Source organism: Buchnera aphidicola (Nurudea yanoniella) (assembly GCA_039829995.1).
Taxonomy (GTDB): domain Bacteria; phylum Pseudomonadota; class Gammaproteobacteria; order Enterobacterales; family Enterobacteriaceae; genus Buchnera_B; species Buchnera_B aphidicola_AV.
The window spans coordinates 55899-73669 of record CP140036.1 but is presented as its reverse complement, the minus strand read 5'-3'; the positions used below and the strand labels follow the sequence as shown (position 1 = coordinate 73669).

The following is a 17771-nucleotide window of genomic DNA, read 5'->3' as shown; positions in this document are numbered from 1 at the left end:
TTTATTTCAAAAAATCTTTTATTATATTTAATAAATTATTTTGCGCTTTTTTTATATCATCAATAGATATAGAATTTTCTTTAGTGAAAAAATTTTTTAAACATTCAGAATCTGTTTGAGACATATTCTTAAAAAATTTTTTTCTTAACAACTCACTCGAAGAATGCATAGCTATTGATAATTCATGAAGAGTAGTTTTTTTAATTAAATATTTAATGCAGTCGTCATCAAAATTAGAAATATTCTCAAATAAATAAAGTTTCGATTTAATAATATCCGCTAATTTTTTATTAGATTTTTCAATTCCGTTTATAATATGTTGTTCTTTATCATAAGTCATCAATTTTAATAAATTTATCACTACAGAAACACCATCGTGGTGGTATGTAGATTTTTGATAATTTTTTAATATATAATTAATAACTTCAATTAATTCTTGTTCCCCTGATTTTGTTAAACCAGAAAATTGAGATATTCTAAAAATAATATCTAAACTTAACAATTCCTCTAAATAAGATAATATAGCTGCCGATTGATTTTTATTTAAATATATTAATATTGCTGAAATAATTTGAGGATGTTCATGCTTTAATAATGTAGCAATATTTTTAGGATCAATCATATTTAATTTTTGAATTCCACGAGAAATATTTTCTTTATTTTCAATTTCATTGAATAAATTTATTGAATTTTTTTCTCCTAGTACTTTTTTTGATAAAGAAATTACATAGTTTTTATTTACTATAGTAGTAGAATTTTCTAAAGAAAAATTTTTCTTAAATTCTAATAATACTTGATCAACAATAACACGAGGAATTTTCCCCAAATTAAACATACATTTAATAAGAGATTGCACTTCTGATATGGATAATTCATTTAATATTTTTGTGGCTTCATTTATACCAAGAGTAATTAACAAAATAGCACTTTTTTCTATTCCATTTAAGATTATCATTTTTTATCTCCACTCATCCATTTTCGAATTATCATTGCTATAGTGTGTGGATCTTTTATAGAAAAATTACTAAATCCTGCATCAGTTGGTACTTTTTCAGAATTTTCTGTCTTAGAACTAAACTCTTTATTTTTATTATCACGAGGTATATTTTTAATATGGATATTATCTAAATTATTATTTTTTAATTTTTTTCTAAAAAAAACTACTTTACAAATTAAAAAACATATTATTACTAAAACAAATATGAATCCATATTGAAATAGTTTATTAAATAATAAAGGACTGTCCCAAAAAGAAGAACTCTCGCTAAAATACATAGGGGGTTTTATAAATAAAGAATTTACTATAGAAATTGAATCTCCACGTTCCAAAGAAAAACCAATAACTGCTCGAATTAAATTCTCAATCTTGCTAATTTGATAAGGATTTAAAGATATTAATTCCCCATCTTTATCTCGAATATAGTTTATTACTACAGCAGCAGATAGCCTTTCTATATTTCCCATTTGCAAATTCTTATGTACAAAAGTACGGTCTAATTCATAGTTAATAATATAATCTTGATTAACACTTGATTTTGGTAATATTGACGAATGATTGACATCTTTATCAGATACATCTGTAGAATTCACATGATTAGAATCAGATAATAATTTGTCAGACAAAACTTTTAATTTTTTTGGAAATGAACTAGAAGAAATAGAATTTTCTGTATATTTTTCATTCAATTCCGTATTATTAGTACCTTGATGAGATCGAATAGACTTACTGTCATTAGTATAATTTGGTTTATATTTCTCTTCTGTACTTTCTTGTTTATCAAAATTAATTTTAGCTGTCACTTGCGCATGCACATTATTTAATCCAACTAATGGAATTAAAATATTTTCAATTCTTTGTTTATAACGTTCTTCAATTAAATCACAATATTTTAATTGTAAATTATCAATATTATTATTTAATGAATTTTGACTATTTAATAAGTTTCCTGTCTGATCAATAATTGTGACATTTTCAATGGATAATCCAGATACACTACTAGATACCATATGTAAAATAGCATTTATTTGGTTAAAATTAATATCTGAATCTTTTTTAACGCCTAAAATTATAGAAGCTGACGGAAATTTTTTATCTTGAACAAATAGCGATGGTTTAGGAAAAGCTATATGTACTCTAGCTGTTTTAATATTATTTAGTTGTTGAATGCTTCTTGCTAATTCTCCTTCTAATGCTCTTTGATAATTTATCTGTTCGTTAAATTGACTAATTCCAAATTTTTCTTGATCCAATAGTTCAAAACCAATATTGCTGCTTTTAGGTAAACCTTGCTCAGATAAATTTACTTGAACTTTTTCTAATTGCCTCTCTGGAACCATTAAAGAACTATGATTATCATCAAATTTAAAAGGAATATGCATATGTGTTAATTGAGATAAAATTAATCTCTCATCTTCCTTAGATAAATTATTATAAAGAACACGATAATGAGAGGATCTAAAAAAAAATACATAAAGCAATATTAACAATGATATTAAAAATATTGTAATAAAAATACGCAAGTTAAATGGAAAATAAGATAAAAAATAACCCCTTTTATTTTTATCTTGTGCATTCAAATTATGTTTAGAACCAACGTTCATGAACTATTCCTTTGAAAAATCTATTAATAATTTTTAAATATATATCTAGAGATCATACTTATGATATAAAAATAATTATCAATAATATTATTTTACAATAAATTTAAAAAAAATATTTTAAAATATTTTATCCTATTAAAACTTATGTTAATATTTATTACATTCATATTACATTTATTAGAAAAAAATATGCTTATTGACACTATGGAAGACAGTATTAAATTAATGACCACCCTTGGTTCTTTAATGAATATAAGTAACTCTGAAGATAAAAATCTACCTGAGAGTTTTTTAGATTATGTAAAAAATACATTCAATATTTTAAGTTCGGATCAAAAAAAAATAGAAAACGAATCTAAAAATCTTGAAAAAAACGAAAACAAACCGTTAGATTTACATGACCTTTTAATTAAACTTCAAAAAAACTTAATTTCTACAGAAACAATCCTTCAAGTTCGAAACAAATTAATGTCAGGTTATCAAGAAATGATGAATTTGCAAATTTAATCTATCATTTATATTAATAACGATATTATATATATTAAATGTTTAAGTTTGAACATTTAATATATTAGATTTTTTGCAATTTTGTTTTTAAAAAAAATAATATATTATCATTATTTAGTAAAAAGACTAAAAATTAACATCTAAAATATACTTTAAACACTGAATATTTAAAAAACTTTGCAATCTGCATAAATTTTATTTTATTAATTATAAAAATTTGATCTTAAAATAATTAACTATTAAATGGTTTAACAATAATTAAAATGTTTAAAAATTTTAAGTTATATTAACAACAATATAAAAATATTACTTCTCTGTTAAAAAAAAAAATTAAAAATAACTGCAATAACAATCTCTTTTTTATGGAGTTAAGCGGAATCGAACCGCTAACCGTTTGCATGCCATGCAAAAGCTCTCCCAATTGAGCTATAACCCCTTTTATTTTAAACTACAATACAATATCAAGATAAAATAAAATTTTATAAGTGAAATATAAACATTTGTACGATGCAATTCTCCTAATAAAATTTAAAAACCATCAATATTTATAAATTACATTTTTTAATGTCAACTTTTTTGATATATAATAATGCATCTTTAATTCTCAATAAAGACCTTTTTTTACCCACCCCATATATAACAATATGAATACTAGGAGAAACAATATCTCCTGTAATAGCTACACGAACAGGCATTGACAATTCTTTGAAACTTATATTCAACTCATTTATTAACATTCGAATCATAATTAATACATTTTTTAAACTCCATATTTGAATATTCATGATTTCATTATATACACGTTCCAAAATAGTAGAAGTAGATTTAATTAAATATTTTTCAAAAGCTTCCATATTACAAGTAATATCATTACTATAAAAATAACGAGAAAAATAAACCATATCCCTTAAAGTATTATATCGAGAACCTACTAAATCTATAAGTTCATCTAAGTTAGGTCCTTCCAAATAATCAATTCCTTGTTTTTTAAACTGATATTTAAGATGCTGTTTAATAAGACATTTAGGTAAATTTCTTATATAAAATCGATTTAACCACAATAATTTACTGATATCAAAACGACTTGGAGATGGATTAACTTTATTTAATATAAATAATTTTTTCATATCATTAATACTAAAAATTTCTTGATTTCCATGTGCCCATCCTAATCGCACTATATAATTAAGTAATGCATCTGGTAAATAACCTTGAAATTTATATTCTGATACGCTGACTACATTCTCTCTTTTAGACAATTTTTTCCCTTTTGTATCTAATATCATTGAAACATGTGCATACGACGGAATTTTAGATTGCAATGCATTAAACAAATTAATCTGACGAGGTGTATTGTTAATATGATCTTCTCCTCTAATTACATGCGTAATCTTCATATCACGATCATCTATTACTGCACAGAAATTATACGTAGGAATACCACTAGTTCTCTGAATAATTACATCGTCTAATTCATTATTGTTAAACGATATTTTCCCTCTAATTTCATCACAAAAAGATACTATTCCATTTAATGGATTACAAAATCGTACTACATATTCTGCATTATTTTTATGTTCATGTATAAAATTTCTACATTTTCTATCATATTTTGGTTTTTCACCATTTAATAACTGATTTTTTCTTAAAATATTTAATCTATCGTTTGTACAATAACATTTATATGCTAGTCCTGATTCAATCATAGAAATAATAATACTTTTATAATACTCAATTTTTTCGCTTTGAAAATAAGGGCCTGCATCCCAATCTAATCCTAACCATTTTAAATTTTTTACTATTTCTGATATTGCAACTTTTGTAGAACGTTTAAAGTCTGTATCTTCAATACGTAAAATAAATTTTCCATTTTTACTTCTAGCAAATAACCATGAATATAAAGCTGTACGTAAACTTCCAATATGCAAATATCCAGTAGGACTAGGAGCAAATCTTGTTATAACTAACATACTTTACCTTTAAAAATATTTAAACATTTCATTTAACATTAAATTATAAAAAATAAATAGTCAATTTTACTAAAAAAAGATTGACTCTAAATTTCTATTCTTTACAATATAATATATAAGGGTGATTAGCTCAGTTGGTAGAGCTCCTCCTTTACACGGAGGTTGTCGGCGGTTCGATTCCGTCATCACCCAAAAAAACTCTATAAAAAGGGGTCGTTAGCTCAGTTGGTAGAGCAGTTGACTTTTAATCAATTGGTCGCAGGTTCAAATCCTGCACGACCCATTTTACAGAAATTGTTTAATTATTTCTTTAAAATCTTGTTCTAAAATAACCTTTATATTTAACTCATTAGATCTAATAAATTTCACTCCTGGATTATTCCCAATTATAATATAATCAGTCTTCTTAGAAACATGTGACATAACATATCCGCCTAACTTTTTTATTATATTTTGAGCTGCAATACGAGCAAACGTCTTCAAAGCACCACTAAAAACAACCTTCTTGTGAAAAAATGGATTTGTATTAATTATTAAAGAATTAGAACTTTTATGATTTGAAAATATATTTAAATTTTTTGATAAATTTAACATCATATTTCTACTATTACTATCATTAATAAACTGAAATATATTTTTTGCTGCTATAAAACCAATTCCTTTTAACGAAATAATATCATTAAATGTTGCCTTAATTAAATCAGTAACTGATAAAAAATGATTAGAAAGAATTTTTGATTTTGTCAAACCAATCTCATTAATTCCAAGAGCGCACAAAAATCTCGAAAAACTAATATTTTTAGAACTATTAATAGAATTAATAATGTTATATGAATTTTTCTTTCCAATATCGCATAAAATCATTGATAATTTAGATTCAAGATTAAAAAAATCAGAAAAATTTTTTACATAGTTTTTGTCAACTAATTTGCTAATTGTTTTCAAACCCAATCCAGAAATGTTTAATCCTTCTTTAGAACAGAAATAATATAGAGTTTTTTTAAGTTGTTCTTTACATGCTAAACCTTTTATACAATATACTTTAACAAGTTTCTCGTCTATTTTTAACTTAGATTTACAAGATGGACACAAACGTGGTAAAAATATTTCTTTTTTTTGTCCAAATCGATACTCTTTAACAACGCATGTTATTTTAGGAATTACATCTCCAGAACGCTTAATTTTTACAAAATCTTCTAAACAAATATCTAACTTTTTAATTTCACTAAAATTATATAAAGAAACTCTCCTTATAATTACATTAGATATACAAACAGGATTTACTATAGCTACAGGAGTAATTACTCCTGTTCTACCAATTTGATATTCTATTTTTAATATTTTAGATATTTTTTCTTTATCCAAAAATTTAAGCGCAACTGCCCAATGTGGAACTCTATGTGTATAACCTAATTTATTTTGTAAATAGATAGAATTTACTTTTATAACTATTCCATCAATGTCAAAATTTAAAAATTTTCGTATATTTTCAATGTGATGATAAAATTTTAAAATATCATGACTAGAGTTCAATAAAATATTATATCCACTAATTGGCAATCCCCAATTGTGCACCTGTTTCAATCTATCATAATGATTTAAAATTCTTGTATATTTAGGATAATAACCAAATCCATAACAACAAAACATCAAATTTTTCATAAAAAAATTTTTAATATTTTTTTGACGTAATAATCCAGAAGAAGCATTTCTAATATTAGAAAACTGTTTCATGCACTTTCTAATCGCTTCATTGTTCATCTTTGCAAAATCACTTTTTAACATAAAAATTTCACCTCGAATTTCTATTTTTTTTGGTATTTTTTCCCCCACTAATTTTTTAGGAATAGAACGAATTATACGAACATTACTAGTCACATCTTCTCCTATATTTCCATTTCCTCTAGTTATTGCTTTGATTAATATGCCTCGTCTATATATTAAATTTAACGCTAATCCATCAATTTTTAACTCACAGCAAAAAAGAATAGTTTTTTTTTTAAATTATTTTTCAGTTTTTTTTCAAAACTTAAATAATCGCGAATTGAAAATACATGATTTAACGAAAACATAGGAGTAATATGTTTATGTTTTTTTAAATTAGATAAATACAATGAACCTATAGTAGAAGTAGGAGAATTTTTGATAACTAAAATATGTTTATATTTATTTTCTAAATAACGTAATTTTTTTATTAAAAAATCGTATCTATGATCAGAAATTTTTTGTGAATTAAAAGAATAATATAAATACTCATAATAACGAATTTTTTCCTGTAATTTTAATATATAATTTTTTATAAATTCCATAAAAACCTATTAAAATAATAAACATTTAAAAAAATTTAAAATATTTTTTTAACTTCAACATTTATATTTTTAAATTATCATTAAAAAATTAATAATGTTTGTAAAAATACAATTGTTTTTAAAAAATTTTAAACATACGTATAGAACAATGTTATTGTCAATAAAAAATTTTACTTTCTAAAGATAACAGTGTACTACTACATAAATAAAAATTAATGAAATATTTAAAATACTTAAAAATTTCTAAAAATACTAAATAAATTAGCTAAGATTAAAAAAAAAAAAAAAAAAAAAAAAAAAAAAAAAAAAAAAAAAAAAAAAAAAAAAAAAAAAAAAAAAAAAAAAAAAAAAAAAGAATACAAAAAGCCAACATCTATTATTTTGTTTGAACCACAACCTAAAGAATTTTTTTATCCTCATAATCCTCCTGTTCGGCTTACGAAATTTCGAGAAAAAATAAAATATTTATCTCGATGGAATATTGATACAATCAAAAGCTCCTATTTAAATATTAAATGCAATATTACATAATTATATATAAATATATTTAAGTTATATATAAATATATTTAAGTTATATATAAATATATTTAAGTTATATATAAATATATTTAAGTTATATATAAATATATTTAAGTTATATATAAATATATTTAAGTTATATATAAATATATTTAAGTTATATATAAATATATTTAAGTTAAATAAAAATTAATGAAATATTTAAAATACTTAAAAATTTCTAAAAATACTAAATAAATTAAATAAAATTAAAAAAAAAAAAAAAAAAAAAAAAAAAAAAAAAAAAAAAAAAAAAGATAAAAACATAATAAATACATTTACAATTAAATTAAAAAAATAAAAATATTTACGTGATAAAAAAATCAATTCTCATACTCAATTTAAAATAAAAAATAATTAAAAATTTTTAAAATATTTAATAAAAATTTATTTTTTAAAAATCAATTTTAAAAAATATTTTTCCTGAAATTTTTAAAATTTATAATTTTTTCAAAATTATATAAAAATTATTATTATCTAAAATATATGTAATCTAATACAGCTTTAATATAACAATTTTTACACAAAAATTTATACAATAAACAGCTTTAAACTAATATAATTAATACTTAATGACAAATTAAAATAAAAAAATTATCATAAACTAAATAATATATTACACTAATATATTTAATATAACTAAAAAAACAAAAATATTTAAAATATCATATACTAATTTTATGTAAGAAATAAAATTAGGGGGAAAGAATGTTCCAAAAAGAAATTGTAATCACTAATCCTCATGGACTACATACACGTCCAGCTGCACTTTTAGTCAAAGAAGCAAAAAAATTTATTTCAGAAATCCAGATTATTTCCAATGGAAAATCTGTAAATGCAAAGAGTTTATTTAAATTACAAACATTAGGTTTGACAAAAAATAGTGTAATTATAATTTCAGCAAATGGTATAGATGAAAAAATAGCGGTCGAAAATTTAGAAAAATTTATAAAAACACTCAAGTAAAAAATTTGCGTCTTAAAAATATTAAATATTATTCAAAGTATAATGTTGCCGGAAGTGTAATGATAACTTCCGGATAATATATACTAATTAATATAATATTACCTGAGACCAATAAATAACTATTATAAAAATATAACATATTGTTATATTAAGGGTAATATTATGATTTCAGGAATTTTAGCATCCCAGGGAATTGCTTTTGGGAACGCATTGCTACTAATAGAAGAGAAAATTTTTATTAATAAAAATACAATAAAATATAATCAAATAAACAAAGAAATTAAAAAGTTCATACAAGGTAAATACAAAACAATAAATCAACTACAAATTATAAAAGAACAAGTTGAAAAAACCTTCAAAAACGATAAAAAAGACATTTTTGAAGGACATATCATGCTCATTGAAGATGAAGATCTTAACGAAAACATATTATCATTAATAAAAAATAAAAAACTGTCAGCAGAATATGCGACTCAAATTATAATAAAAAAACAAATTAAAACAATAGAACAATTAGATGATGAATATTTAAGAAATAGAGCAATAGATATAAAAGATATCGGGAATAGATTAATAAAAAATATACTTAATTTAAACATCATCGATTTAAATCATATTCAAAACCCTGTCATTTTAATTGCTAAAGATTTAACACCTTCTGAAACTGCCCAAATAAAACTAAAAAAAATATTAGGATTTATTACAGATTTAGGAGGAAAAAACTCGCATACATCCATAATAGCTCGATCTTTAGAAATACCAGCAATTGTTGGAACTGGAAACATTACAAAAAAAGTAAAAAACAATGATTTTTTAATATTAGATGGAATTAATAATGCTATATTTATTAATCCAAAATTATCTAAAATACAAGAGATAAAAAAAATACAAAAAAAATATGAATCAAAAAAAAATAGCTTAAAAAAACTAAAATATCTACATGCAATTACTATTGACGGACATAGGATAGAAATCGGGGCAAATATAGGAACAATTAATGATATTTCTAGTGCAAAAAAAAATGGAGCAGAGTGCATTGGACTATATCGAACAGAATTTCTGTTTATGAATAGAAATTCTTTTCCTACTGAAGAAGAACAATTTAATGCATATAAAATAGTTGCAAAAAAAATGCATAAAAAATCCGTCATTATAAGAACTATGGATATAGGCGGAGATAAAAATTTATCATATATGAATGTTCCCAAAGAAGACAATCCATTTTTAGGATGGCGAGCTATACGTATATCAATGGACAAAAAAGAAATTTTACATGCTCAACTAACTGCAATATTAAGAGCGTCTGTTTTTGGGAAATTAAAAATTATGTTTCCTATGATTATTTCTGTAGAAGAAGTACAAGATTTGAAAGAAGAACTCAAAAAACTAAAATTTGTCCTTAAAAATAAAAAAATACCATTCGATTCTAATATAGAAATAGGAGTCATGATAGAAACACCAGCATCTGCAGTAATCTCGCAACATTTGGCAAAAGAAGTTGATTTTTTTAGCATAGGAAGTAATGATTTAACACAATACACATTAGCTGTTGATAGAGGAAATGACTTAATTTCGAACTTATATAATCCTATGAGTCCACCAGTATTAAATTTAATTCAACAAGTAATCCATTCTTCACATGACACTGGAAAATGGACAAGTATGTGTGGAGAATTAGCTGGAGACGAAAAAGCTACCGCATTATTGCTTGGAATGGGATTAGATAAATTTAGCATGAGTGCTCCAATAATTCCAAAAATAAAAAACATAATTCGAAAAACGAATTTCGTAGACGCTGAAAATTTAGCAAAACATGTTTTGTCTCAATCAACATCAAAAGAAATAACAAATATTATCAACGAACATTTTATAGATAGTTAATAAAAAATTATTCACAGGAAGAAATATGAATTTATTTTCTAATCTCTTTGGCAATAAACATACTATTCATAAAAAAAAAATAAATATTTTTGCTCCATTATCTGGAAACATAGTAAATCTTAAAGAAGTTCCTGATGTCGTATTTTCAAAAAAAATAGTAGGAGATGGAATTGCTATTTTTCCAACAAGCAATATTATACTATCTCCTATTAATGGAATAATCGGAAAAATATTTAAAACATTACATGCGTTTTCAATAAAATCAGATGAAAATAATGCAGAACTTTTTGTACATTTTGGAATAGATACAGTAAAATTAAAAGGTATTGGATTTAAAAAATTAGCTGAAGAAAATCAAATTGTAAAAATAGGAGATCCTATTATTAGCGTAAATTTGTCTCTTTTAAAAAAAACAGCTAAATCTATATTAACACCTGTAGTTATATCAAACATAGAATTGTTTAAAAAAATGGACAAAAAGTCAGGTCAAATTATTGCAGGTGAAACTATAATTTTTTCTATAGAAAAATAAAATTCATAGGTAAGACGGTATATATTTTCCGTTTTACCTATTTTTAATTAAACTTATAAATCTTAATAAAAATTTTATAAATAAAATAATATGAACGAATATATACCTATTACTTATCACATATTTATTACAATTATTTTAGGAGTTATTGGAGGAATAACTGAATTTTTTCCTATCTCATCAACTTGTCATATAATTATTCTTTCTAAATTTTTTAAATTTGAAATCAATGAGATAAAAATTTTAAATTCATTTATACAATTTGGAACATCTCTATCAATATTGTTATATTTTAAAAATACATTTTCTAAATTGTTTTATTCATGTTTTATAAAAAAACGTAAATTTACTTACAAAAACAACTTGTCCTATAGTCATATACTAATTAGCACTATTCCTATAATATTCATGGAAATATTTGTAAGTAAATACATAAAATTTCCATTTAATTCAAAAAACATAACGTTTCCTATTATATTAGGTTCTATATTACTAACATTATCTGAAATATTTAAAAAAAAAACAAAATATAAAAGTAAAAATATAAGTCTATTACAATCGTTTATTATAGGATGTTTTCAATGTTTAGCTTTATGGCCAGGATTTTCTAGATCTTGTTCTACAATTTCGATAGGAATTTTAATAGGAATAAATCAAGGTAAATCTACATATTTTTCTTACATCATATCTGTTCCAATTTTTTTTGGAGCGATGATTTTAGACATATGTAAAAATATTGAAATTATATCATTACATACTATCCCTCTTCTTTTTATAAGTTTTCTCTCTTCTTTTATCACATCAAGTATTTTTATGCAAAAATACTTTAAAATAATCAGCGTTTGCTCATTTATACCATTTATCATTTATCGATTATTACTCTCCTTTATTATTTATCTTTGCATTTATTAATTTTAAATGATTCAATTTTTTTTTCCATTTGTTAATTGCAATTATTCTTAAACGCACTAATTCATTTCGTATTTCAATTCCTGTAAATCCTAAGTATAAAATTGATTTAATAGAAACTTGATTAGCAATATTAAAAGCACTTTGTAAAAAATTACCTTGATACGAATTTTTAATGTTTATATTCTGAGAACTAGATATATATAAATCAATTAAAATAGATAACTTTTGAACTCTAACTGGTTTTCTCCATGCATCTATTTTATTAAAAAATGTAATAATATCTTTTGCAGATCTAAAATGAATGAAATTTAAAAATTTAAAAAAACTAGAAAAAATAACAGATAGGTCTTTTATATAAGAAGGAATACATAAACGTTTGCATAATATCTTTACAAATTTATTTGAAATTTCATCATATATTTCAAATAAAAAACAACGAACATTTTTCGATTGAAATTGACAAATCATATTACATAAATAAGCAAATTTAATATCTATATCTTTATTTAAATTAGAAATTTTTGCAATTTCAAAAAAAAAATTAAATTTAATAAAAAAATTTTTATGATACCTATGAATTTTATAAAATTCATACTGACACACTATATTTATTTCGGGATACACTAAGGATAAAGCATTACAATAATATAACACTTGAAAATATACATGAGGATTACACGTGTTTAGTGCTTTTTTTGTTTCTTTCCAAATTCTATCATGAGTTAAACATAATAATTCTTTATTTTTTACCATATTGATCATTAATTTCATTGTTTCTTGAGCAATCTGAAAACCGAAATGATTAAATTCTGAAGAAAAACGTGCTATTCTAAAAATTCTCAGAGGATCTTCACAAAATGCAAGAGAAATATGTCGGAAAATTCTATTTTGTAAATCTTTTAATCCACAAAAAAAATCAATATAATTTCCATCCTTATCTTGAGCTATAGCATTTATTGTCAAATCTCTTCTTATTAAATCTTCTTGTAAAGTAGTCTTTCTGCAATAAAAAGTAGTAAATCCTGTATAACCTGTTCCCATTTTTCTATCAATCCTAGCTAATGAATACTCTTCTTTACTATATGGATGCAAAAATACGGGAAAATCTTTTCCCACTTGTTTAAAATTCATATTTAATAACATTTTCGGAGTAGCTCCAGTAATAACCCAATCTCTATCTTTAATTGGAATATGTAATAATTTATCTCGAACAGCACCTCCTACTAAATATATTTTCATACATAATCTCTCTCTATAAATTGATAAAAACTTTTTTAAAAAACTACTAATAAAAATATTTAAAAATTTTATTTTCAATAAAAATAATAATATATTAAAATATAAGATTAAATAAAGTTTAATTATATTTTTATCTAAAATATTGAATTCACAATAAATATCATTTCTATAAAAAGGTTAAAATGAAAAAACATAATTCTTTATTTTCCACTATTCCAAAAATCCGTGTTAAAACAGCAATAAATTCACTAAAATTAGGAAATGGAGCAATAGTTTTAGATGGAATAAATCGAGAAAATGAAGGAGATATAATTTTTCCAGCAGAAATAATAACTGTTAGACAAATGGCATTGACAATTCGATACGGAAGTGGAATTGTATGCCTTTGCATCACTGAGTCTAAACGTAAACAATTAGAATTACCGTTCATGGTAAAAAATAATACAAGTAAATTTGGAACTAATTTTACTATAACGATAGAAGCTGCTCAAGGAGTATCCACTGGAGTATCTGCTAAAGATCGAATAACAACTATTCGAACAGCTATAAAAGACAATGCAAAACCACAAGATTTAAATAGACCTGGACATATATTTCCGCTACAAGCGCACAAAAATGGAATTTTTGGACGATCTGGTCATACAGAAGCAACCATAGAACTAGTCACATTAGCTGGATTTAAACCGGTTGGAACATTATGCGAATTAACAAATAAAGACGGATCCATGTCAAAATTATCTGAAATCATAAAATTTTCTAAAATACATAAAATTCCAATTTTAACTATTCAAGATTTAAAAGAATATATCAAATTTTATAAATAAAAAATATATAAACACATATCTTTTAATTTAAAATAAAGATTAATTATTTAATGTGTTTTAATATATACCTATAATTTTGTATTAATGTCTAAAATTAAATCGATTTTAAATCACTAATAGACCATTTGGGATATACAAAAATTTCTAAATTAAAATTGCTAAATTTTTTAAATCGCAACATACCTACATATGCAATCATTGCTCCATTATCGGTACATAATTCTGCTCTAGGATAAAATACTTCTCCTCTAATATCATTAATCATATTATTCATTTGTTTTCTCAATTCTGTATTGACACTAACACCTCCAGAAACTACTAAAGTAGAATAATTCAATTCTTTTAAAGCTTTTTTACTTTTTGTAACTAAAACGTCTATAACTGAATTTTCAAATTCTTTAGCAATATTTGCACGAGTTTGCAAACTATTTCCTTCCGATTTTATAACATTAGAAACAAAAGTTTTTAAACCAGAAAAACTAAAATTTAAATTGTTTTGATTTATCATTGGACGTGGAAAATTAAAATAACCAGATATTCCCGATTTTGCTAAATTAGATAAATTAGGCCCTCCTGGATAATCTAGTCCTAATAATTTAGCTACTTTGTCAAATGCTTCGCCTACAGCATCATCTAGTGTTTCTCCTAATAATTCATATTTTCCAATATTCCATGCATTAATTAATTGTGTATGTCCTCCAGATACCAATAATCCTAAAAATGGAAATTTTGGTTTTTTTATTTCCAACATAGGAGTTAATAAGTGACCTTCCATATGATTCACTTGAATGGTAGGAATATTTAAAGAAAAAGCTAATGCAGTAGATAAAGATGCTCCTACTAATAAAGAACCAACTAATCCAGGTCCAGCTGTATAAGCAATACCATCTATAGAATGTTTATCAATATAGCAATTTTGTAAAATATCTTTAATTAAAAGTGATAACATTTCAAGATGTTTTCTAGAAGCTAATTCAGGGACTATACCTCCATAAAAATTATGAAGATAAGATTGATTATATAATTTATTTATAATAATACCTTGAACATCATCATATACTGCAATTCCAGTATCATCACAAGAAGTTTCAATTCCCAATATTCGCATATATTTAAAAACTCGTATTTTTATTAATTAACAGTTTAACTATTTCATATCATTTAATTAAAAATTACTATTATTTTTTTAAAAAAAATACGAATATTAACTAACAAATTATCCTAATTATTTTAAATAAAAAATAACTTCTCATTTTTATATACATAAAATGTTCAATATAATGTTAATATCTTGTAATAAATTTCAATTTATACATAATTTTTAAAATTTTAAATCAAAAAAGGAAAATATATAATTATGCCTATAATTAAAATACGAGAAAATGAACCTTTCGACGTAGCTTTAAGAAGATTTAAAAGGTCCTGTGAAAAAGCCGGAATTCTATCGGAAATCAGAAGAAGAGAATTTTATGAAAAACCAACTACCGAAAGAAAAAGAGCAAAAGCATCTGCAATAAAACGTTTAGCAAAAAAATTATCTCGAGAAAATTTAAAAAAAATTCGAATGTATTAATATTAAAATTTAAAAAATATACATTAATTAATTGATCGTACCTTATTAAAGTACGGTCAAAACCGACATTAAAAAACACATGAAAGGAATAATTCCTAAACATTTTATTAATGAATTATTACATCAAACTAACATTATCGATGTAATAAAAGAAAGAATATCACTTAAAAGAAGTGGAAAAAATTATAATGCGCTTTGTCCATTTCATAAAGAAAATACACCATCTTTCACTATAAATCGCGAAAAACAATTTTATTATTGCTTTGGATGTCACGTACACGGAAATACAATCGATTTCTTAATGAATTATGATAAATTAACTTTTATAGAAAGTATTGAAGAATTAGCAAATATTAATGGATTAAAAATCCCATATACAAAAGAATATCCTACTCAAATATTTAATTATGAACAACGTAACAACTTATACCTTATAATAGAAAAAATATCGTATATTTATCACAATAATATATTTCAAGAAAAATATGCATATGAATACTTAGTAAATCGTGGTATTCACATATCAATGATTCAATATTTTAGAATTGGATTTTCTACTAAAAACTTAAAAAATATAGAAAAAACAATAAAAATTAATAATTTTAAATTAAAAGAACTAATAGAAACTGGAATATTACTAATTAATAAAAACGGATATAAATACGACCGATTACAAGAAAGAATAATTTTTCCTATTAGAAATAAAAATGGAAAAGTAATCGGTTTCGGAGGAAGATCAATAAAAAAAAATAATCCAAAATATATTAATTCTCCTGAAACACAAATATTTCAAAAAAGTCGAAATATATACGGATTATTTGAAGTACTTAAACAAAATCCAAAACCAAAAAAACTACTAGTTGTTGAAGGATATTTAGACGTTATAACATTATTTCAATTCAAGATCAATTATTCTATTGCTTTACTAGGAACATTTATTACAAGTTATCAAATACAGCTATTATTTCGAGTTACAAACACTATTATATATTGTTATGATGGAGATATTGCTGGAAAAAAAGCGGCTTGGAGAACTCTGAAAATAACCTTACCTTATATAAATGACGGTAAAAATATTAAATTCATTTTTTTACCTCATGGAGAAGATCCAGATACAATTATTAGAAAAGAAGGAAAAGAAAAATTTAAAAAACGTATAAAAAATGCTACAAATCTATCAAAATTTCTATTTAAAAAATTATTTAAAAATATAGACCTAAGTTCAGTAAATGAACGATTTTATTTATGTTCTAAAACAGTTCCTTTTATTAATCAAATTCCAGGAAAAATTACTCGCATACATTTACTTTATAAATTAGGAACTCAAATAGGAATTCCAGATATAAACGTTTTAAAAAAACTAAATACCGAAAAAATATACAATGAAAATTGTATGAAAAAAAATGAATATACGAGCACAGAAAAAATAACTATACGTATTTTAATTGGACTGTTACTTCAAAATCCACAACTAGTAAATATCATACCATCTACGAAATTTTTAAGAAACTTTCAATCAATAGGATTGTTTATATTTTTAGATTTAATAAAAAAATGTATTGCATTTCCTAATTCTAATACTGGTCAAATTTTAGAAACATATAGAAATACAAAAATTTTTGATAAATTAAATCAATTAGCTACATGGAATCATATGATCGCAGAAAATCAAATACCTAAAGTTTTTTCAGATTCACTAAAAAACCTCTATAATAGAACATTAGAAAATAAAAAAAACAAATTAATTATAAAAGAAAGACAAATGGGATTAAAAAAAGATGAAAAAAACGAACTATGGTTAATTAGTAAAAAATTAACAAAACGCAGTTTACCAAAAATAAATAGCTTAAAATAACTAAATTATAATTAAAAATACACAATATATTTTCAAATAATT

The 17771-nt window shown here is 23.0% G+C and carries 14 protein-coding genes, 3 tRNA genes and 1 pseudogene; 11 read left to right on the top strand and 7 right to left on the bottom strand.

From position 1 onward, the window contains the following. Position 1 precedes the first annotated feature (1 nt). Both U0T64_00335 and fliF read right to left on the bottom strand, forming a co-directional pair. A complete protein-coding gene (locus U0T64_00335) occupies positions 2-955 on the bottom strand; it encodes a FliG C-terminal domain-containing protein (GenBank protein XBC41324.1) in 954 nt (317 codons plus the stop codon). Next, positions 952-2601 (bottom strand): flagellar basal-body MS-ring/collar protein FliF, encoded by a 1650-nt coding sequence (gene fliF, locus U0T64_00330; protein XBC41323.1) that lies wholly within the window; start codon positions 2599-2601, stop codon positions 952-954. Before fliF ends, U0T64_00335 begins: the two co-directional genes overlap by 4 nt. A 189-nt stretch (positions 2602-2790) precedes the next feature. Between fliF and U0T64_00325 the strand changes: the two genes are divergently transcribed. Continuing rightward, positions 2791-3108, top strand: coding sequence for a flagellar hook-basal body complex protein FliE (locus U0T64_00325; protein XBC41322.1), 318 nt, complete (start codon positions 2791-2793; stop codon positions 3106-3108). Between the two features lie 363 nt (positions 3109-3471). On the opposite strand, the gene U0T64_00320 is transcribed toward U0T64_00325, so the two are convergent. Beyond that, positions 3472-3544 (bottom strand) — tRNA-Ala (locus U0T64_00320). Between the two features lie 109 nt (positions 3545-3653). Next, positions 3654-5078, bottom strand: a complete 1425-nt coding sequence (gene gltX, locus U0T64_00315) for a glutamate--tRNA ligase (GenBank protein XBC41321.1) — start codon at positions 5076-5078, stop codon at positions 3654-3656. Positions 5079-5197: 119 nt separating this feature from the next. On the opposite strand from gltX, the gene U0T64_00310 reads away from it, so the two are divergent. Beyond that, positions 5198-5270: transfer RNA gene (locus U0T64_00310), tRNA-Val, on the top strand. 18 nt (positions 5271-5288) lie between these two features. Next, positions 5289-5361 (top strand) — tRNA-Lys (locus U0T64_00305). A gap of 2 nt (positions 5362-5363) precedes the next feature. Here the strand turns inward: U0T64_00305 and ligA are convergent. Next, positions 5364-7387, bottom strand: a pseudogene (gene ligA, locus U0T64_00300) (NAD-dependent DNA ligase LigA). Positions 7388-7768: 381 nt separating this feature from the next. Between ligA and U0T64_00295 the strand changes: the two are divergent. The 5 genes from U0T64_00295 to U0T64_00275 all read left to right on the top strand — a co-directional run bounded on the left by U0T64_00295 (position 7769) and on the right by U0T64_00275 (position 12238). Next, positions 7769-7918, top strand: coding sequence for a hypothetical protein (locus U0T64_00295; protein ID XBC41320.1), 150 nt, complete (start codon positions 7769-7771; stop codon positions 7916-7918). Positions 7919-8655: 737 nt separating this feature from the next. Further along, positions 8656-8913 (top strand): HPr family phosphocarrier protein, encoded by a 258-nt coding sequence (locus U0T64_00290; protein ID XBC41319.1) that lies wholly within the window; start codon positions 8656-8658, stop codon positions 8911-8913. A 162-nt stretch (positions 8914-9075) separates the two neighbouring features. Further along, a complete protein-coding gene (gene ptsI / locus U0T64_00285) occupies positions 9076-10794 on the top strand; it encodes a phosphoenolpyruvate-protein phosphotransferase PtsI (protein XBC41318.1) in 1719 nt (572 codons plus the stop codon). Between the two features lie 25 nt (positions 10795-10819). Continuing rightward, entirely contained in the window at positions 10820-11326 is a 507-nt protein-coding gene (gene crr / locus U0T64_00280; protein ID XBC41317.1) for a PTS glucose transporter subunit IIA, read from the top strand. Positions 11327-11416: 90 nt separating this feature from the next. Next, entirely contained in the window at positions 11417-12238 is an 822-nt protein-coding gene (locus tag U0T64_00275) for an undecaprenyl-diphosphate phosphatase (GenBank protein XBC41316.1), read from the top strand. Here U0T64_00275 and U0T64_00270 read toward each other — a convergent pair. Then, on the bottom strand, positions 12203-13477 hold the full coding sequence (locus U0T64_00270; protein ID XBC41315.1) for a tRNA CCA-pyrophosphorylase: 1275 nt from the start codon (positions 13475-13477) through the stop codon (positions 12203-12205). The two genes, U0T64_00275 and U0T64_00270, sit on opposite strands and share 36 nt — an antisense overlap. 182 nt (positions 13478-13659) lie before the next feature. Here U0T64_00270 and ribB point away from each other — a divergent pair, with 182 nt between their 5' ends. Further along, positions 13660-14301, top strand: coding sequence for a 3,4-dihydroxy-2-butanone-4-phosphate synthase (gene ribB, locus U0T64_00265; GenBank protein XBC41314.1), 642 nt, complete (start codon positions 13660-13662; stop codon positions 14299-14301). 94 nt (positions 14302-14395) lie between these two features. Here ribB and tsaD read toward each other — a convergent pair whose 3' ends face one another. Then, the gene (tsaD, locus tag U0T64_00260; GenBank protein XBC41313.1) at positions 14396-15409 is read right to left on the bottom strand and encodes a tRNA (adenosine(37)-N6)-threonylcarbamoyltransferase complex transferase subunit TsaD; all 1014 of its coding nucleotides are present in this window, start codon (positions 15407-15409) and stop codon (positions 14396-14398) included. A 249-nt stretch (positions 15410-15658) separates the two neighbouring features. Between tsaD and rpsU the strand changes: the two genes are divergently transcribed. Together rpsU and dnaG are read left to right on the top strand one after the other, a co-directional pair. After that, positions 15659-15874: a 30S ribosomal protein S21 gene (rpsU, locus tag U0T64_00255; protein XBC41312.1), complete on the top strand. Its 216-nt coding sequence runs from the start codon at positions 15659-15661 to the stop codon at positions 15872-15874. 79 nt (positions 15875-15953) lie between these two features. Then, positions 15954-17729: a DNA primase gene (gene dnaG / locus U0T64_00250; protein ID XBC41311.1), complete on the top strand. Its 1776-nt coding sequence runs from the start codon at positions 15954-15956 to the stop codon at positions 17727-17729. Positions 17730-17771: the final 42 nt, after the last annotated feature.